The sequence below is a fragment of the Vibrio sp. OPT20 genome, from assembly GCF_963889365.1.
In the GTDB taxonomy this organism is placed as follows: Bacteria; Pseudomonadota; Gammaproteobacteria; order Enterobacterales; family Vibrionaceae; genus Vibrio; species Vibrio splendidus.
Window position 1 is genome coordinate 412,482 of record NZ_CAWPOA010000052.1, and the last position, 18,635, is coordinate 431,116.

An 18,635-nucleotide genomic window follows, 5' to 3' on the forward strand; every position below is an offset into this window, starting at 1 on the left:
CTCGGTTTTGGTCGCGGTCACGAACACTCACGTAAATCTGAACGAACTGACAAACAACACCCATCGCAATCACGCCCGTACCTGCAGCCGCAACCGCCAGTAGAGGGAAAAACTCAGGGTTAATGTCTTGGCTCAAACGACGCGTCATGCCCATAAAACCAAGAGCGTAAAGCGGCAAGAACGCCATCAAGAAACCGATGATCCAGCAGTAGAATGCGCGTTTGCCCCAAAGCTCGTTCAGAGTGAAGCCGGTCGCTTTCGGGAACCAGTAACCAATCGCTGCAAAACAACCGAAGACAACGCCGCCGATGATCACGTTGTGGAAATGCGCAATCAGGAATACCGAGTTATGCAGGATGAAATCCGCACCCGGAACCGCCATCAATACGCCCGTCATACCACCTACAGTAAAGGTGATTAGGAAACCGACCGTCCACATCATTGGTGTGGTAAAGCGGATACGACCTTTGTACATGGTGAATAGCCAGTTGAAGATCTTAACCCCGGTTGGGATAGAGATAATCATGGTCGCGATGCCGAAGAAGGCATTCACATTGGCGCCAGAACCCATGGTGAAGAAGTGATGCAGCCAAACCACAAACGCTAAAATAGTGATAGCCACCGTCGCCCATACCAGTGAGGTATAACCAAACAGTTTTTTGCGAGAGAAGGTTGCAGTCACTTCAGAGAACACACCGAAGATAGGCAAGATTAGGATGTACACCTCAGGGTGTCCCCATGCCCAAATCAAGTTCACATACATCATCACGTTGCCACCAAGGTCATTGGTGAAGAAGTGCGTGCCGATGTATCTATCCAAAGTCAGTAACGCGATGGTGACCGTTAGGATTGGGAAAGAGATGATGATCAGGATGTTGGCACACAGAGATGCCCAAGTGAACACTGGCATCTTCATCATTGGCATAGATGGAGTACGCATGCGCAAAATAGTCGCGAAGAAGTTCACACCCGTTAACGTGGTACCCACACCGGATATTTGCAGTGCCCATATCCAATAATCGACCCCGACTCCCGGGCTCGCCTCAATGCCAGACAACGGCGGATACGCCAACCAACCCGTACGGCCAAACTCACCCAAGCCAAGCGACATGTTGGTTAGGATAATACCCACCACAAACAGCCAGAAGCTCAAGTTATTCAGATAAGGGAATGCAACATCACGAGCGCCAATTTGCAGCGGCACGATGATGTTCATCAAGCCGATAACCAGAGGCATCGCTACGAAGAAAATCATGATCACGCCGTGAGCCGTAAAGATCTGGTCGTAGTGATGTGGCGGTAAATAGCCAGTCTCACCAGCTGCAGAAAGCAATTGCTGACTGCGCATCATGACCGCATCGGCAAAGCCACGAACTAACATCACCATCGCGACCGCAATGTACATGAAGCCTAGTTTTTTGTGGTCTACAGACGTAAACCATTCATTCCATAGGTATTGCCACTTACCGGCTTTTGTTACCGCATACACCACTAAACTACCCACTAAAGCGATCATGGTTAAGGTGATCAAAATAATGGGTTCGTGGTAGGGAATTGAGTCTAGAGTTAATCTTCCAAACATGACGATTATCCTTGGGTTTCCGGCAGACAGTTCATTGAACCAGGGTGCTGGGTCACGACATCAGTGAATAAAAATGGTGGGATACTAGAAAACAGCGTCACAGGTTCAGCCACACTTGGCGCGGCCAATGAACGGAACTGCTCCCAATCTTCAATACGATCAGGACTTGCTTTCACTTTCTCCACCCAGTTTAAAAACGCCACTTGATCAGGCATGGCCGATGCGGTGAATTTCATCTGAGAGAACCCTTTCCCACTGTAGTTCGATGCAAAGCCTTTGAAGTCACCTTCGTGGTTTGCAATCAAATTCAGCTTGGTCACCATTCCCGGCATCGCGTAGATCTGCGAACCAAGACGCGGGATAAAGAATGCGTTCATGATGTTGTCTGAAGTTAGCTTAAACGTCACCGGTACATCTTTCGGGAACGCAACATAGTTAACCGTCGCAATGTTTTGCTCCGGATAGATGAACAGCCACTTCCAGTCCAGAGAGACCACTTCGATCACCATAGGCTTAACGTCACTCACCAGAGGCTTTGATGGCTCTAATTCGTGTGTTGTTCGCCAAGTGATGGTGGCTAGAATCGCGATGATGATGATTGGAATCGTCCATACCACTATTTCAATTTTGGTTGAGTGCGCCCAGTCAGGTGCATACTCTTCCGTGGTATTGCTCTCGCGGTATCGGTAAGCAAAGTAGATGGTCATCAAGATCACTGGGATGACGACAATCAACATCAGCAACAGAGCCGTGATAATCAGCTCTTTTTCCTGAACGCCAACGCTACCTTTTGGGTCGAGCAATGCGGAGTTACATCCTTCGAGCATCAGAACGGTTCCCAGCAAACCAATCTTCGACAAATTTGTCCTCGATAAAATGCGTTTATATCTTGAAGCTTCCATTAACTTTCTCGATGGTTATCCAGCCTCAGAACGAACGCCCGAGTACTGGTTGTCATGGTCATTAGAATATTTATGTGTTGAGCATGTGAAACGACGCATCTCAAAAAGCAATGCAATAAGGTTCGTTACTGCTGGGTTAAAACCACACAGAAAACATGACTTAATTGTTACACTTTGAAATACATTGTTACATTTGGCGCATTATGAAGAGTTGAAATTGAAAGCTCACCAAACAAACTTGGAAACTAACCTTCCATTTATGAAGACGAAAACTAAGAAGTAGTAAGCGATTAAGACACACATCAATTGCGTGCTACACAGATAGAGCCAGTACTGACAAGGGATTTAGAAAAAGTAGATAAACACTCGCTCACCACCAAAGCTCAGGGCAAGTTCAAGGTACATTAGAAAGAGCGAATAAATAGAAGTGTGACGCCCGTCAAAATTGTGAATTCGCATACCATTTACAAGGTATTCACTGGTTAGATTATTCAAAACACCCACTCATTCACCAACAAGATAATCAAGCATTCATCGATGCACTAATGTGACGAATTGAAAGGATAATTTGACTAGTTGAGAGTGTAATAGCGGTGAAAAGACCAACAAAATGATAGGAATTGGGGTGAATTTATCGAGAATAACAACACCATAATCGAGCCAGATACGGCTCGATTATGGGCAATTAAAGAGTAGCTAAATTGAAGAGCAGTTAAATTGAAGAGACGTTAAATCGAAAAACAGTTATACAGCTTGAGTTGCGATGGTTTTTCGCTGATTTCGAGTCATCAAGTGATAAACCACAGGCACAAAGTAGAATGAAATAAGCGTGGTTAATACGGTACCGCCCACAATGGCGACCGCAAACGGAGGCCAGAAACCACCTCCAGCAATAATCAACGGCATAAAGCCCCCAACGGTTGTGATTGTGGTTGAACTGATATGTCGAGTACACGACATAACAGCATCAACGACTGCATCAACATTCCCAGAGGAAGCCTCCTTGTCTAGCTTCAATTCGGTCAGAATGACAATGGCAGCGTTAATCGCTAAGCCCGCAATGCCGAGCATGGCGATGATCACCGTAAAGCCAAACGGATAACCGAAGATCCATACCGACAACAGCCCTAGTCCACCAGCCAATCCTGCTACCATGAAGATGATGCTACTCATTCGGAACGAGTTGAACGACATCACCACCACCAACACCATCAATACCACCACAACGGCGACATTCGAGATCAGGCTGTTGACTGAATTGTCTCGCTCCGCGGATTCACCACCAAAACCAATCGTGTAACCCGATGGCATCTGATAGCTTTCTAGGCGTTTTTGGAATTCATTGAGAACCGTTTGAGGCAAGACACCCGCTTCAATGTAGCCCTCAATGGTATTCACACGTTGCCCGTTACGACGAGTAATCGCGCCACGACTGGTCGTCAATTCCAATTCGGCCAGAGTCGAAACATTAATCCCCGTGGAATAAACATCCGAACTGATAGGCAAACGAATATTGCTTAAGTGAGCCAAGTTTTCACGCGCCTCATCTGCCACACGAACACGGATTGGTACCGACTCACTGCCTTCAATCACAGAGCCACTTTCACGACCTGTCAGCGTAGTTTGCAGCATACCTGCGAACTGGTTCAATGAAATACCATTCAGCTTTGCGGTATCTTCATCAACCTTCAACCACACCTTAGGTGTACCCGGTTGCAGTGTTTCCCTTGTGTGCGTCACATGAGGAACACCCGCCAAAATCAATCGCACATCCTCACCAATCGCTTTCAACGTATCGAGGTTTTCACCATAGACACGCAGTTCAACGGGCGCGGTAAATGGAGGCCCTTGGTTAAGCTTACGTACCAAGATTTGTGCTTCCGGCACCTCGTTATCTAGCACCTTTTGCAGTTGTGGAATTAGCGCATTGGCTTGGTCAAAGTTCTCTGTTTTCACCATGGCTTGCGAGAAGTACGGCGCGTTATTTTGCCTTGCTTGCAGGTTGTAATAGAAGGATGGGAAGTTTGCACCCACGAGCCAATCGATACGCTCCACTTCAGGGTAACGATGAATGATATCGTCGATTTTTTCAGAGGTGTTTTTGGTGGCGTAAATGCTCGCTTGCGGAGGCATGTAAACCTGAATCTCAAACATGTCTCGGTCTGATGGCGGGAAGAATTGCTCTGTCAGCTGAGACATACTCCAGTAACCGGTAAACGGTACCAATAACACCAAAGCAATCGTGATGATTGGATGCGTGACACCAAAGCGAACAGAAGATGAGAACCAGCGCGTCAAAGCAGGAATTCTTAAGCCTGTCATGTACCAATGGTGCTGCCCTTTCTTGTCGACATCACTGAGTTGTTTCGGCAGTAGCTTGGTCGCTAAACCTGCGATTAAGGTGTGCGAGATAATGTAAGAGCCGATCAATGAGAAAGAAACGGTAATCGCAATTCCCCCCACGAACTCACCTGATGCACCCGGCATCAAGATAATTGGGGCAAACGCCAACACGGTAGTTAAGGTTGAGCCTAATAACGGCACCCATAAATGCTTCAACGCATTCATGGTCGCTTCAGCGCGCTGTTGCCCTTTCAAGCGATAAGCTTGAATGGTATCGACCATCACCACCGCGTTATCAACCATGATCCCGAGCGCCACAATTAGGCCTGTCACCGACATTTGGTTAATCGGTACACCGGTCATTTTCATGATCGACAAGGTCAATAATGAGGTTAACGGTAGAGAAATGGCGACTAAGATCGCGGCACGCACGCCTAAAGTGACAAACAACACAATCAAGATCAGACCAAATCCGATCATCAAGCTTTTGCCTAAATCGTCTAAGCGAGTCTCGGTATAACCTTGCTGATTAAACAGCACTGTCACCTTAACGTTACTTGGTAACTCTTGCTCAAATTTACCAATCAGAGCATCAGCTCGCGACGTCCAATTATCAACTCGCAGATCAGGATGCATTCTTGCCGCGACAATCACACCTGGCTCACCATCAATAATAGCAATCTGGTCTTGTGGGGTTTTCTCACCACGTTTCACCGAAGCAATGTCTTCCATACGGATGATGTGACCTTTGCTGTCGGTGGCTATTGGCACCTGTTTAATACGTTCAATGGAATCAAGCTCAGACTTAATCTCTAAGCCAAAGCGAGAATAAGCACTGACCAATTCACCGACAGAGTTTTTCGCATCTGCTCCTTCCAAAGATTCTGCGATATTGGCACTTGAACGACCAAGCGCGGCTGCATCTGCGGTACGTAAACTGATTTGAATCTCTTCTTGTGGCATCCCGTATTCATCAACGAATTCAGTACCCGACAAAGTTCTTAGTCGCTTAGCGAGTTCTTTGGCATAACGACCCAGCGTTAACCTGTCAGGCTCGCCTGCACCAGACCAGGTTAGAGATGCGATGGTTGTGAAAGCATAGGTATGGTCGCTATCGAGATCGGGAGAATGAGAGCCCGCAGGCAAAATGGATTCGATGTCAGATAGCTTGTCGCGAGCTTGAGACCAAACTGGCTCAGGCTCGGTGATGGTGTCATTCAATTCTAAGGTGACAATAGACACGCCCGGCCTTGAGGTTGAGCTCACGAGTTTAACTTCACTCAGCTCACGCAGGTTGTTCTCGATAACTTCTGTTACCAAGGTTTCAACACGCTCGGCACTGGCGCCGGGGAAACTGGTAGTAATGTTCGCGTAACGATTGATGATTACTGGATCTTCTGCACGCGGCAACGTCATGAACGCAGAAATACCACTCACCATCAGCAGTGCGGTCATTAAGATAAGCAGTCGAGTGTTGGAAATAGTCTCTATGATTTTCATGCTATTTCCTATTCAGCAGTAACGCTAGCTGGCTTCACGGTTTGTCCTGGAACTAAACGATGTAAGCCACTGGCAATCACTTGTTCACCGTCTTCAATCGCCCCACTTACGTACGCTTGTTGATTGTTGGCAAACAACACCTGAACGCTTCGACGTTCGACCTTGTTGTCTTCACCAATCACAAAGATGTTCCACACACCGCGCAATCCATCAATCAAACCCGTTAATGGCACCCAGTAGCCTTGGTCATCAATCTGCTCATCAAATTTCAAATAGGCAAGTTGCCCTTCTAACACCGACGATTGTTCAGGAAACAAGTAACGCAAACCGACACTGCGAGACTGTGTGTCGACCATTGCGCCCGGATTCAACAGGCTCACAGCGAATTCATCTCGCCCGACGCGAATACTTGGGGCGGAAAGTGAAGTAACCTTTTTCATTTGATGGGCAGGAATACCGATAAAGGCTTCTTTCCCTTCAGAGGCAAGCAGTGTAAGAGTTGGGTTCCCTACATTCACTACATCTCCAAGCGAGACAAAACGGGTTGCGATGGTCCCTGAATATGGCGCACGAACTGTCGATTTCACCAGCTTCAATTGATTGCCTTTTACCGAGGCATCAATACGCAGTAAGTTCGCCTGTAACACGCGTTGCTCACTGGTTAACGAATCAATCTCAGCTTCGGCACTGAAGCCTTTCGCTTTCAATGAACGTTGACGTTTAAGGTTCGCAGCCACCAAACTCAATTGAGCTTTGACTTCTTCAGCCTGCGCTTTCAGTTGGCTAGACTCGGTTTCCAAAAGTTGGGTATCCAGTCTGATCAACTGCTGACCCGTTGTGACTGTGTCACCGACATCCACCAGAATCTCGTTTACTTTTCCGGCCAACTCAAAACCTAAATTGGCCTGTTGACCCGCCTTAACCACACCGACATATTCGCGTTGTACTGCATAAGAGGAAGACAGCGCCAAGGCCATCGTTTCCACCGTTAAAATGGTTTGGACGCTCGATGCCGTTTCAGCGGTTGAATCAACCGACTCTTGGGCTTGTTCCTTTTCGCCACATCCAACAAGAAAAGCCGACAACGCCACTGCCACTGCGCTTCCCTTCATCAATTTATACATACGTACTGTTCCTATGCGGTACTCAATTATGTTCTTTTTTTAGACTAACCAAATCAAACTAGACTGTCTAGTTTGATTGTGTTAAAAATAAGTTTCATCGTTAATGATTGATAAAACCATCACAAAAAGCATAATGCTTAGCGTAAAACGAGACACATAGAACTGAGCACCAACAGGCGCCAAGCAATGAGACAAACTAGGTAACGAGACAATACTAAGTAACGAGAAGCAAGCACGTGACTAAAATCATCAAGAGTGAACAGAAGAGATCGCAGATCTTAACCGCAGCCAGCCAACTTTTCTCTGAACATGGCTTCAAGATCAATATGGATCAGATAGCCAAAGCAGCGAACGTTTCCAAGCAAACGGTCTACTCTCACTTTAAAAACAAAGACGAACTTTTCGAAACCTGCATGCAAACCAAGTGTGCGGAGCGAGAACTCAGTCCTGCTGCCTTTGATATGGATGCTGCGGTGGGTGATGAGTTAGTGAAATTTGGTGTGAAGTTTCAGGATTTATTACTTGATGAGCAATCTAGACAAACCTTTCAAAATGCCATTAGCCAAGCGAATACGCATCCAGAGATCGCCTCTATCTATTTAGAAACTGGGCCTCAGAAAACCACCAAGTTACTTGCTGATTATTTGCAGTCGAAAATAGACTCTGGTGATCTCACACTGTCGACATCAAGCTCACCAGTCATTGCAGCCAGACAACTGCTGCTTATGTTCCATGGTAAGTCAGCGTATTGGGGATTCTTCGGGCACGATAGCGGAGAATCTGAAGAAGAAAGACTTCACTACACTCGCGAATGTGTCGCGCTGTTCTTAAACGGCAATCAGCCTCGTTAATCTTTCGAGGCCCCTAGTTAATCGTTCAAGGTTCATGTCGCCGTTAGATCGTATTAGAAGCTGACTCAAGAAGTAACTCATAGAAACGTTTAGCAGCAGGGCCTGTCTTGGCTCCTTTTGGTAAAGTCAGGTGCAGCGGAACGTGATACCCACTGCCATTTTCGACATTCAACACCATTAGCTTGTCACTTCCTCGACTTTCCACAATGTGCTTTGGTAGTCGACAATACCCAACTCCCTGCTCCACCGCGCCAAAGGCATGGTCGAAATTATCCACCGTAATGCGCTGACTCGACTTCAACCAGCCCACATCCTGTTTGTTGCCTTGGCTTTTAGTGCCTTGATTAGATCGTGTACCTAAATCCCTCACCACAATTTGTGGCAAAGACGACAGTTGATTCAACGACACTGAAACGGCACTTGCTAACGGATGTGAGCTAGCAACGACAGGCTCCATCATCGTAAAACCAAAGGCTTCGGCTGAGTAATTAGTAATAGGCAAGTTGATGATAGCCACATCAGCCAGTTCTTGAGTCACCATTTCCGTTGTTTTAGACAGAGACGTTTCTATCACTTGTATCGATGTGGTGTTGTTCTCCGTCAAAAATGCAGCCATCGGTTGATAAAGACGTTCAAGGCAGCACAAGTGATCAACAGCAACCACAATTTCAGACTCAACACCTTTCGCTAGCTGTTCACTGATCAACTCTAGCTCGCGAGCTTGTTCCAACATACTGCTCGCACGGCGCAACAGTGATTTCCCATCCTCCGACAAGACCGCCCTACGACCTTCAACCTGCACTAAAGTCACGCCTAATTGGTCCTCCAATTTTCTCAGCGCATAGATCAGCGTGGTGTGACTCTTGTTCAATTGTAGTGCCGCAGCCTGAATGCTGCCTGCACGGTCAATTTCGTAAAGCGTTTGCCATTGGTCGAGGGTGGTTTTCAATCTCATCGGTCTAAAATCCTGACAGTTAATAACTATATTATGAACTTTTCTGTCTGTTTTTTACAGGTAATATCTATTTCAACAGGCAATCAAGCCTCCTATGTTTTGCGAAATGACCATGAGTCTCAGCGCAATACCAAGTAACTGTTTGGAGAAATAACCATGAAATTATTACAAGTCGATTTTGAATTTAGCGGCCCATTTGGTGAAGAGATGTCAAACGCACTCGTTGACCTAGCAAAGTCTATTAACAACGAACCGGGCATGATCTGGAAAATCTGGACAGAGAACGAAGCAGAAAAGCTGGGGGGCGGCGTCTACTTATTTGAAGATCAGCTGAGTGCTGAAACCTATCTGGCGATGCACGCTGCTCGCCTTAAACAGATGGGTGTCGACGAAGTACGTGGTGTGATTTTTGACGTCAATCAGCCATTAACTACCATTAATAAAGGCCCAATCAACGGTTAATCAAACTTGTTCATTCGCTGAATGACAACAAAGATATTGAATAGCTAAGTCGCTAAGTCGCTAAGTCGCTAAGTCATAAATAGAGAGATACGTAATGAATAACAAAACTTTTCTTAGCCTACACGGCATTATTTACGCAGGGTTTGCCATCGCACTGTTTTTTATGCCAACGGTAATGTGGCCCATGTATGGCGTGGAAATTAATGATAAGTACGCTTACTTTCTCTCTCAACACACCAGTATCTTTTTGGGTGGTATCGCAGCGATAAGCTGGTTGCTTAGAAACATTGAACCCGGCGTATCAGCTAAAAATCTCATCCAAGGTTTGGTGGTTACGAATATGCTTGGCGCCATCATCACACTGTATGCAGCGTTTACAGGAATCTTTGTTGGCTTTGGCTGGAGCGACCCTGTGTTCTTCATTTCACTATCGGTACTCAGTGTTTTGCAAGTTCGTCGACAACGTTAGTTACTTAACGAGCTAGCAAACACAAAGAACAAAGCCAAACCAAAAAAGGCACCGTTGAATTGCTCATCGGTGCCTTTCTTCAATCAAATGTAACTGTTCTCAAGAGCTAAGCATTAGAACTGTTATCAAGAACTCGGCTTATTGTCATGCTCCACAAAAATCAACTCGTCAGTATTGAAACCGCGCTCTTTTGACATCGCTTTGAATTTCTCCATGACCTCTGGTGCAACCTCAGGTGTTCTTGAAAGCAGCCATAAGTAATCGGTGTCTGGGCCAGAAATAAACGCATATTGGTATCCCTCTTTATCCAATTCAAACACCACATAAGCGCCGTAGAAAGGGCCAAAGAAAGACACTTTCAAATAGCCTTGTTCGCTGCCTTCGACAAAATACGCTTTGCCTTCCGCTTCGTTCCATTCGCCATCTTCAGCCGAATAGCCACGGTTAATCACCTTCACGCCGCCATCATCACGAAGGCTGTACTCAGCACTGATGTTATCTAAGCCACGCTCAAACGAGTGATCCAAACGAGCCACTTCGTACCATTTCCCTAAGTATCTATCCAACTCGAACTGTTGAACGGGCTTTACTGTTTCAGGCATGCCGACACAACCACCCAATAAGATCACGCTAAGCAGCAATAATATTTTTTTCATCCTAACCTCGACTTGTTTTTATTAGTAATGCGAGTAAGTCTCTTGAAAACATAAACTTACATCCTTGGTAATACGTTAAATCCATTTTTATAGTTCACTTAACTGTAATTTATTCAGAATCTTATGTGAATCGTTTAGTCTGCGAATGAATCAATGGCGTTTCATTGCTATTCGATATTGAGTCGGTGTCACCTGTTTATAGGATTTAAACTGACGATTGAAGTTGGCTTGGTTATCGTATCCCACTTTCTCCAAAATCAAACTGACAGGCAATGACGTATTAATCAGCAAGTCGCACGCGACATTCAACCTGATCTTTTTAAGCCGTTGACTGAAGCTCTCTTTATAATGTTTTTGAAACAAGCGCCTAACACTACTCTCACTGATGTATAGATGACTGGCTAAATCGTTAATCGAGATGTCTTGAATAAAGTGATTCATTAAGAACGCTTCGACCTTATCTAACTTATCGCTGATCTCATCACCTTCACCGGCCTTAAAGATCGGGTTAATCAACTGCACCACCTCTTGGTCATCAAGTAATACCGAAAACAATGAGAATAAGGTGAGTAACTGTTGGTGTGGTGGTTTCTCCATCACCCTATCTAACAATTCCGTTGCCTTCTCTGCGGTAGCGGACGAAAACTGCAGGCCTTTCTTTGAATCTTCCAGCAATGCACGCAACGGTTCGAGCTCTCGACAACTGTCTATCAACGGCTCTATCCAATCTTTACGAAACCAAACCACGTGCGTTTCACATACTCGTTGGTCATCCGTACTGTCGTCCGAATAAATAGCATGAGGCAAGTCCGGCCCAACCAAAATCATATGATTATGGAACACATCGCTTTGGTGATGCCCAATAAAACCATGACCAGTAAAGTGACGATGGATCGCTATCTCATACTCTTCGTGCCGATGCCAACCATAGCTTTTACTGTTCTCGACAATTTTCTTATAGCGCCAAGACATGCCAACTCGTTGTGGCACTTTTTCCAAGTAACCTTTCATTACGATACTCAATGACATTTTAATATTGAAAGTATACGTAACAAACCACCCGAATCAGCACATTGACTGAAAAGTATTGAACATTGCACTGACGGTACTCTTCTCTTCGTCTCCGATAAATATACTGCAAGTGAACTTAATCAGGAGAGCAACTATGGACACTTTATTATTAAAAATTCGCGATATGATTCTTGCCACACGTCAACAGTGGATCGGCGAGATCACCTACAGTCACAATATTAAAGGTGACCACACCTGGAAATTCTATGGCTATAACTCTTATGACGAATATAAGAAAGATCTGCGTGAAAGCCTAAAACAAGAGTCGTGATTGAAGATTTGTTCAAGACACAATTTATTGATTAATCGCGGCTTTTATTTGTCATTCATGTAGAGTTTCACACTTGCCACTCGCTTTCTATACTTACTAAACAGTGGAACATGGAAGACATAATAATGAACAAAAAGCTCACTCTGCCACGCACTGCATGGATAGCATTACTCGCAAGCTTTACCGCCGTAGCGCCCGTTCTTGCGAAAGCCAACACTATTGTTCAAACACAAACAGCAGTCCAAGCGCAAACAGCAGTTCAAAGCCAAAGTGCAGACCAGATATTTACCAATGCAGATATATACGGGCATCGTGAGTCGGACTCGATCGTTACCCACAAAGGCAAGATCATCTTCATCGGTAACCAATCGCAGGCACAAACTTTTCAAGGGCAAAGCACTGATGTCATTGACCTAGACAATGCCTTTGTCCTTCCGGGGTTCATTGACAACCATAACCATGTGTTTGAAGCCGCCTCAGAGTTGGGTGGCAATTGTGAACTGGACTCTGAAGCCACATTAGAAGAGCAAATCCCTTACTTAGAAGCCTGTAAAATCAACGCCGAAACCGATGGTCGAGGTTGGCTGATGGGTTATGGTTTTTCTTTGGAAGCGACGCTCGATAGTGACTCTGACTACACCCCACTAGAGATCATCGACAGTATTTTTCCAGATCGCCCTGTGGTGATCATGGAGCAGACTTCACACTCAATGTGGGTCAACTCAAAGGCTCTGAAAATCGCCCGAATCAGCCAGCAATCGCCAGATCCACAAGGTGGCGCTTATTTAAAAGACCAAGACAGCGGCAAACTCAATGGCATCTTATTAGACAATGCTGGCGATCAAGTGATGGAGATGGCTTGGAACAGCCAAAGCGAACTCTTTGAGCAAAGCTACCAAGGGTTAATGTTCGGGCTTGAGGAAGCAGCTACACACGGCATTACCACCATAGGTGACGGCCGAATGTATTGGAAACGAGGTTGGTATGACGTTTGGCTAGAGGCCGAGCAAAATAAAGACTTAACGGCGCGTGTCTCGCTGCGCCCTTGGGTATACCCATCGATGGCAATACCTTCTCAATTAGAAGTCTTTGAGAAGATGTATTCCGACGATAAAAGCCGTCTGTTGCTCGTCGATCAGGTGAAAATGTACAGCGATGGCATCTTTATCAATGGCACCGCCAAAACGCTCGCACCCTACTTAGATACTTATCTACCCCAGTCTCCTAATGGCTTGAACTATATTCCGCCGGAACAAATGAAAGAGTGGCTAACTGCGCTCGAAAAAATAGGGTTTAGCGCCCACATTCATGCCATTGGTGATGGTGCGGTTCGTGAATCGCTTGATGCAATCGAAAGCGTGCGTAAACAAGGCTCAACCAAACCCTACACCCTAACCCATGTCGAATTAATCAATGATGAAGATGTGCCACGCTTTCGCCAATTAGACGTAACCGCAGATTTCCAAGTCGGCTCTGATTACGTTGCAAGGCATCAACACCAATGGGCCGAAGCTTTCCTTGGTGCTCGCCGTGCCAAAGCCATGATGAACTTAGACGCGATACTTAAGACTGATGCCAATATCACCTTAAGCAGTGACTGGAACGTACACGACATCAATCCTTTAGTCGGCATCGCGAATAGCCTAATCATGGGTAAAACGGGCCTAACTGATATCTACACGGCTATCGACGCTTACACGATTAATGCCGCTTCTAGCTTGGGCATCGACGACATCACTGGATCTATTGAGGTAGGCAAATCGGCGGACTTCGCCATTCTCGACCGAGACATCACGACCATATCGGCAAGACAAATAGCCAAGACTCAGGTGTTGATGACGGTGTTGCGAGGAGATGTGGTTTACGAAAAATAGAACCAACAAGCACGTCGAATTGGTTATCGCAACTCAAACGAAAATGAAAACGAAAACGAAAACGAGCCAACTTATTCAGCTGGCTCGTCTTTTATTCACATATGTATTTTAGTTCTGTTACGCGTTGGTGTCTTTAAGCGCGTTCACATTTGATTCTTGCTTTTCATCCAGAGCAAAGTAGATCTTCGATACAATCACTTCAGCAACCAAAATTGTAAATACCACAGCGAAGAACGCAACTACACCGCCCCAAGGGCCTGTGAAGCTCACCTTGTCACCGAACATAAGGTTTATCGCTTCTAGCATGACGAATTTTGAGCCAACAAGAATAATGTATGTCGACAGTGCTCGATACACCTTAGGTGCCGTTCCAGATTTCTGTTTGAAGTAATCCGCTACCTTGTGTTCTAAGCCAATAGAGAGCTTCAACAATAACTGCAGCAGCAACGCCGCTATCAAAGAAATAGTGAAAGATTCAATGTTGACGAAGTCCCAGTACTCATCGAAAAAGTTAAGCACTACTAAGTCCACCAGCACGGCTAACGTGTAACCTACGAATAGACGTTGTGGTGTGTTGAATCCGTAAACTTTGTCTGATTTAGTCATTCTGTCTCTCTCTAATTTGATAAGTCGCCTTGATTTGAAATACATCTTAGCGTTCGAATCGAAGCAAAACTTACCATTTCATGACACCACTCAAAATCATTCACGACATTAATGAATCGTCATAGTGTCCTCGCGCCTCCACCTTTAATAATCCTGGTCGCCCACGTATCACTGTAAAGTAAAATGGCACTATCGATGATCTGCTGCTACCAAGTAACCTGCCACTACCAACTAAAGAAAGAATAGAGACGCTAAATGGATGACCCTTATTTAAGCAATGAGTGTGTTAATTGAAATCTTGCGTCCAATAAGACATCTTCGATGCATCTGACTTACTGGCTTTGTATCCAATCCCCATCTTTGTGTGTCGGCTATTCATCACGTTTTGGCAGTGGCCTTCGTGACCAACCCAACTATTGAGACCGGCATTGTTAACTTGACCATCACTTCGCGGACTGGTGTAACCGAAAATAGGAATCACAACAGAATTGGATGAGAGGACAAACGCATTCTGACCAGAACTGTTCACAACAAAGTGACCTTGAGCATCTCTTCGGTACTGCTCATCTGAGTTCAACTGGGCATTACTCGCCGTGTTATTGTCCCAAGCGATAGGAGCTGCTGGTGGGTAGTTACCACTCGAAAACGATGAACCAAATGCATCACAATAACGTTGTGTCGACCTCGCACAATTTGTCGAGATAACAGATTGGTACTTGATACTGTTCTGACTTAGATCTTCTGGAATATTCACAATTCGACACCATTTTTCATCAGCAACGCCTTGACCGGGCATCCCCCAAATCGCACCATTCAATAATTGATTTGTATCTAGTGAAGCGAAATCGATGAGAGTGTCGCTATTAAGCTGACCTAGATCCAAATCGATCTTTCCAGATGAAGTGTTCAACTCAAAGATCGAGGCCCCAACCTCCTTAGCTGCTGCATTAATTTTGTCGCGCTGTAATAATTCCCAAGAATCACCAAACCGCTCTTTTGACTGCTCTCCATAAGCTTGAGCGATAAAATCGTAAGTAGGTAAATTAGACTCTATCCCGCTCCCATCTTTGGAAACTACGCTGCCAACGGTTTTAAATTCCAACGAACTGTCGAACACCGCATCGTTAAACACATACGATCCCAAATGCTCACTAGAACAAGAGTTACTTTGCATATCGTATCGATATTCAGAAATAGTACCGTCCACAAGTAACTGATGATTCTTCCTTTGCGCGCTTAATCCTGTGGTTTCGTAACAGTGCCAATCGTTAACAAAGTTGCTGCCATTATCGATAACGATTGTTGGTACAGCGATAGTCACATCAACCTTCTGAGTATCTCCATCCTTGAACGCAGGCAGCTCATTTTTGACGGCAATAGATGAAAAATTTCTGATTGGATCCGTTTCTTCGATAAAACCTTCGATCGCAAAAATCATATTGTTGCTAAGAGCTTTAATGTCAGGCTGCTGAGAGGTAGATGATGAGCCGGAATTACTTGAATTACTTGGATTACTTGGATTACTTGGATTACTTGGATTACTTGGAACATTAGTGTTGTTAGACGTTGTGCTGTCACCTCCTGATGAACTCTCTCCACCACAACCTGTAATAATCAGTGCTAAAAGGGCGACTGCCGAGATATTTTGTTTTTTCATGAGTTAATCCTTAACCATATATTTTTCTTGATGTAAGGATGTTGCCTCATAGAACGAACTTAAATTTCAGACCAATGTCAGAGCCCCTAAATACTGACACCGATTTAACATTTTATAAGATATTGTCAATTTAACGTTCGACCTATAAGTAGATGAACTCATTCAGTATTTTCCTTAGGCCTTCCGTTTAAGAGCCAGTTACAGTTCGGTAAATTGACTCTCAACACAAGGTGACGACGATTTGAAATACACCTTAACGTTCGAATAGGAAAAACTTAGAAATATAGAAAAGCACCAAAAGATAAGTCTCGTCATTGCTTGTCATCAAATGGCCATTCTTCAAATGCTGCGCCCCATATGATGACCCCATCAGCGACACACACTCATTTCCAAAAGGTGCAGACTATGAAAAAGCTAATCACTAACGCGAACGTATTTAACGGTGTTGATAACAACCTAATCGAGAACGTATCACTTCTTATTGAAGACAACTTGATTACTCAAATTGGCGAGGTTGATGCAACGTTAGCGGATGAAATCATTGATGCTCAAGCCGGCACAGTCATGCCAGGCCTGATTGATGCGCACGTTCATATCACGCTATCTGCCTCTTTTAATGTCATTGATACGATGACACGTGAAGAAGTGGCGATTCGCTCAGCGAAGATTTCAGAAGAGATGTTGATGCGCGGTTTTACTACCATTCGCGACGTGGCGGGTAATACGCTTGGCCTTAAAAACAGTATCGACAACGGCTATGCGACTGGCCCACGTATTCTTCCTTCAATGGCGGCTATCTCGCAAACCTGTGGTCACTCTGATTACCGTCAAAACCAAGCACAAGAGCGTTTAGCAAACGGCCATGAAGATTCACCTATGATGAAGCTTGGCGCAATGAAAGTGGCAGATGGTCGTTCAGAAGTCTTAAAAGCAGTACGTGAACAGCTGTTTATGGGCGCTTCTCAAATCAAGATCATGGCGGGTGGTGGCGCATCTTCAACGTTTGATCCGCTAGATACGTTGCAATTCACATCTGAAGAGATGAAAGCGGCGGTTGATGCCGCTTCCGATTACGGCACTTATGTCGCTGCGCACATCCACACCTCTGATGCAATGCGCCGAGCCGCTGAAGCGGGCGTGATGTCTTTCGAACACGCGACCATCATGGACGACGACATTGCAGAAATCATTAAAGAGAAAGGCATTTGGGTGATTCCTTCTTACTGTACCTCTTCATTGATTGCAGAGCGTAAGATCCCGCTGCCAAATGAAGAGACATACCGCAAGACAGAACGCGTAGGCAAAGCGATGTTCAAGTCAGCAGAACTGATTAAGAAATACGACATTCAGAACATTGCTTTTGGCACTGACTGTGTGGGTGAAACCAATGTTCACGCAACACAATTGAATGAACTTGGTGCGATTGAGCAAGTATTCGATACCATCACCGCACTTCGCATGGCGACATCAAACTGTGGACGCTTGTTCGAGATGTCGACTTATCAACACCCATACCAAGAAGGCAAGTTAGGTCAGATCGTTGAAGGCGCGTATGCCGACCTATTGATCATCGATGGTAACCCACTGGAAAGTGTTGCTTGTGTGGCGAACACAGAGACACAAAAACTGATCATGAAAGACGGCAAGGTGTACAAAAACACGCTTTAACCTCGAAAAGCGCTCTTCCTGCGCCAAACAACAAAACAACAAAACAACAAAACAACAAAACAACAAATCTAAAGCAAATAACCTAGATGGCTAACTTGGTTGTTTGCTTTTTTTGGATCGCCTAAAGCTTATCTCGCCTTCAATTGAAAATGTTATATATCCAATTCGTGCAGTGAAATATAGACATTAACTTCCATACTACGAGTTAGCTTCCGTTTTTCGAGTTAATTCTCAATCTATGAATTAACTTTCATTCTATGAATTGGTTTCCACTCTATTAATTAATTTACATTTACGTATTACCCACCCAAATGACACCCACCTAAAAACCACAAATGGAATATCAACCTGTAAAAATCAAACATAAAAAATCTATAATTATTTCGTAAAAAATACAGAATAAATGGAATTATTTTAGCATAGACAGCTCTAACTAAATGTTAAATAACCATTTACCTGGAGGCACTATTCAAATGCAACTTTGGTAACCCCTCCCCCTTAAGTTGCACATTAAATAATTTGGATAAGTAAAAATACAATTAATAACTTTTTGTAATCAGGAATTAATAATGAGACTGTTGCTGTACTCAACATGTGGTGTTCTTAGTTTTCTAGGAATATTTGGCCTAGCTGCGTTATACATT

At 44.8% G+C, this 18,635-nt stretch carries 15 protein-coding genes; 6 read left to right on the forward strand and 9 right to left on the reverse strand.

Going from position 1 to position 18,635, the window contains the following annotated elements:
• The 4 genes from AACR09_RS11980 to AACR09_RS11995 form a co-directional block, all read right to left on the reverse strand.
• On the reverse strand, positions 1 to 1,582 hold a 1,582-nt coding region (locus AACR09_RS11980), incomplete at its 3' end, for a cbb3-type cytochrome c oxidase subunit I (RefSeq protein WP_228010510.1).
• Between the two features lie 5 nt (positions 1,583 to 1,587).
• A complete protein-coding gene (cyoA, locus tag AACR09_RS11985) occupies positions 1,588 to 2,484 on the reverse strand; it encodes a ubiquinol oxidase subunit II (RefSeq protein WP_171732206.1) in 897 nt (298 codons plus the stop codon).
• 744 nt (positions 2,485 to 3,228) lie between these two features.
• Complete coding sequence (locus AACR09_RS11990; protein ID WP_193835029.1) at positions 3,229 to 6,327, reverse strand: efflux RND transporter permease subunit; 3,099 nt, start codon at positions 6,325 to 6,327, stop codon at positions 3,229 to 3,231.
• Positions 6,328 to 6,335: 8 nt separating this feature from the next.
• Positions 6,336 to 7,451, reverse strand: a complete 1,116-nt coding sequence (locus AACR09_RS11995) for an efflux RND transporter periplasmic adaptor subunit (protein WP_193835030.1) — start codon at positions 7,449 to 7,451, stop codon at positions 6,336 to 6,338.
• Positions 7,452 to 7,687: 236 nt separating this feature from the next.
• Between AACR09_RS11995 and AACR09_RS12000 the strand changes: the two genes are divergently transcribed.
• Complete coding sequence (locus AACR09_RS12000) at positions 7,688 to 8,302, forward strand: TetR/AcrR family transcriptional regulator (RefSeq protein ID WP_004736309.1); 615 nt, start codon at positions 7,688 to 7,690, stop codon at positions 8,300 to 8,302.
• Between the two features lie 43 nt (positions 8,303 to 8,345).
• On the opposite strand, the gene AACR09_RS12005 is transcribed toward AACR09_RS12000, so the two are convergent.
• A complete protein-coding gene (locus AACR09_RS12005; protein ID WP_193835031.1) occupies positions 8,346 to 9,257 on the reverse strand; it encodes a LysR family transcriptional regulator in 912 nt (303 codons plus the stop codon).
• A gap of 156 nt (positions 9,258 to 9,413) precedes the next feature.
• Between AACR09_RS12005 and AACR09_RS12010 the strand changes: the two genes are divergently transcribed.
• Both AACR09_RS12010 and AACR09_RS12015 read left to right on the forward strand, forming a co-directional pair.
• On the forward strand, positions 9,414 to 9,719 hold the full coding sequence (locus AACR09_RS12010; protein ID WP_102456890.1) for a monooxygenase: 306 nt from the start codon (positions 9,414 to 9,416) through the stop codon (positions 9,717 to 9,719).
• Between the two features lie 94 nt (positions 9,720 to 9,813).
• Positions 9,814 to 10,188 (forward strand): hypothetical protein, encoded by a 375-nt coding sequence (locus AACR09_RS12015; RefSeq protein WP_193835032.1) that lies wholly within the window; start codon positions 9,814 to 9,816, stop codon positions 10,186 to 10,188.
• 125 nt (positions 10,189 to 10,313) lie between these two features.
• Here the strand turns inward: AACR09_RS12015 and AACR09_RS12020 are convergent, their stop codons facing one another.
• Both AACR09_RS12020 and AACR09_RS12025 read right to left on the reverse strand, forming a co-directional pair.
• A complete protein-coding gene (locus tag AACR09_RS12020; RefSeq protein ID WP_193835033.1) occupies positions 10,314 to 10,844 on the reverse strand; it encodes a lipocalin family protein in 531 nt (176 codons plus the stop codon).
• Positions 10,845 to 10,994: 150 nt separating this feature from the next.
• Positions 10,995 to 11,855 (reverse strand): helix-turn-helix transcriptional regulator, encoded by an 861-nt coding sequence (locus AACR09_RS12025; protein ID WP_108185782.1) that lies wholly within the window; start codon positions 11,853 to 11,855, stop codon positions 10,995 to 10,997.
• A gap of 154 nt (positions 11,856 to 12,009) precedes the next feature.
• Between AACR09_RS12025 and AACR09_RS12030 the strand changes: the two genes are divergently transcribed.
• Both AACR09_RS12030 and AACR09_RS12035 read left to right on the forward strand, forming a co-directional pair.
• Positions 12,010 to 12,186, forward strand: coding sequence for a hypothetical protein (locus AACR09_RS12030; protein WP_181359645.1), 177 nt, complete (start codon positions 12,010 to 12,012; stop codon positions 12,184 to 12,186).
• Between the two features lie 125 nt (positions 12,187 to 12,311).
• Positions 12,312 to 14,060: an amidohydrolase gene (locus AACR09_RS12035; protein WP_193835034.1), complete on the forward strand. Its 1,749-nt coding sequence runs from the start codon at positions 12,312 to 12,314 to the stop codon at positions 14,058 to 14,060.
• Positions 14,061 to 14,177: 117 nt separating this feature from the next.
• Here the strand turns inward: AACR09_RS12035 and AACR09_RS12040 are convergent, their stop codons facing one another.
• Complete coding sequence (locus AACR09_RS12040; protein ID WP_102462605.1) at positions 14,178 to 14,666, reverse strand: hypothetical protein; 489 nt, start codon at positions 14,664 to 14,666, stop codon at positions 14,178 to 14,180.
• Positions 14,667 to 14,952: 286 nt separating this feature from the next.
• Complete coding sequence (locus AACR09_RS12045) at positions 14,953 to 16,323, reverse strand: CAP domain-containing protein (RefSeq protein WP_193835035.1); 1,371 nt, start codon at positions 16,321 to 16,323, stop codon at positions 14,953 to 14,955.
• Between the two features lie 405 nt (positions 16,324 to 16,728).
• Between AACR09_RS12045 and AACR09_RS12050 the strand changes: the two genes are divergently transcribed.
• Positions 16,729 to 17,991: a metal-dependent hydrolase family protein gene (locus tag AACR09_RS12050; RefSeq protein WP_193835036.1), complete on the forward strand. Its 1,263-nt coding sequence runs from the start codon at positions 16,729 to 16,731 to the stop codon at positions 17,989 to 17,991.
• Positions 17,992 to 18,635 lie beyond the last annotated feature (644 nt).

What these genes read in the sequence shown, in the direction of transcription:
- cyoA (WP_171732206.1), bottom strand. Translation starts at nt 2,484, where the DNA reads ATGGAAGCTTCAAGATATAAACGCATTTTATCGAGGACAAATTTGTCG.
- AACR09_RS11990 (WP_193835029.1), bottom strand. Translation starts at nt 6,327, where the DNA reads ATGAAAATCATAGAGACTATTTCCAACACTCGACTGCTTATCTTAATG.
- AACR09_RS11995 (WP_193835030.1), bottom strand. Translation starts at nt 7,451, where the DNA reads ATGTATAAATTGATGAAGGGAAGCGCAGTGGCAGTGGCGTTGTCGGCT.
- AACR09_RS12005 (WP_193835031.1), bottom strand. Translation starts at nt 9,257, where the DNA reads ATGAGATTGAAAACCACCCTCGACCAATGGCAAACGCTTTACGAAATT.
- AACR09_RS12010 (WP_102456890.1), top strand. Translation starts at nt 9,414, where the DNA reads ATGAAATTATTACAAGTCGATTTTGAATTTAGCGGCCCATTTGGTGAA.
- AACR09_RS12015 (WP_193835032.1), top strand. Translation starts at nt 9,814, where the DNA reads ATGAATAACAAAACTTTTCTTAGCCTACACGGCATTATTTACGCAGGG.
- AACR09_RS12020 (WP_193835033.1), bottom strand. Translation starts at nt 10,844, where the DNA reads ATGAAAAAAATATTATTGCTGCTTAGCGTGATCTTATTGGGTGGTTGT.
- AACR09_RS12025 (WP_108185782.1), bottom strand. Translation starts at nt 11,855, where the DNA reads ATGAAAGGTTACTTGGAAAAAGTGCCACAACGAGTTGGCATGTCTTGG.
- AACR09_RS12030 (WP_181359645.1), top strand. Translation starts at nt 12,010, where the DNA reads ATGGACACTTTATTATTAAAAATTCGCGATATGATTCTTGCCACACGT.
- AACR09_RS12035 (WP_193835034.1), top strand. Translation starts at nt 12,312, where the DNA reads ATGAACAAAAAGCTCACTCTGCCACGCACTGCATGGATAGCATTACTC.
- AACR09_RS12040 (WP_102462605.1), bottom strand. Translation starts at nt 14,666, where the DNA reads ATGACTAAATCAGACAAAGTTTACGGATTCAACACACCACAACGTCTA.
- AACR09_RS12045 (WP_193835035.1), bottom strand. Translation starts at nt 16,323, where the DNA reads ATGAAAAAACAAAATATCTCGGCAGTCGCCCTTTTAGCACTGATTATT.
- AACR09_RS12050 (WP_193835036.1), top strand. Translation starts at nt 16,729, where the DNA reads ATGAAAAAGCTAATCACTAACGCGAACGTATTTAACGGTGTTGATAAC.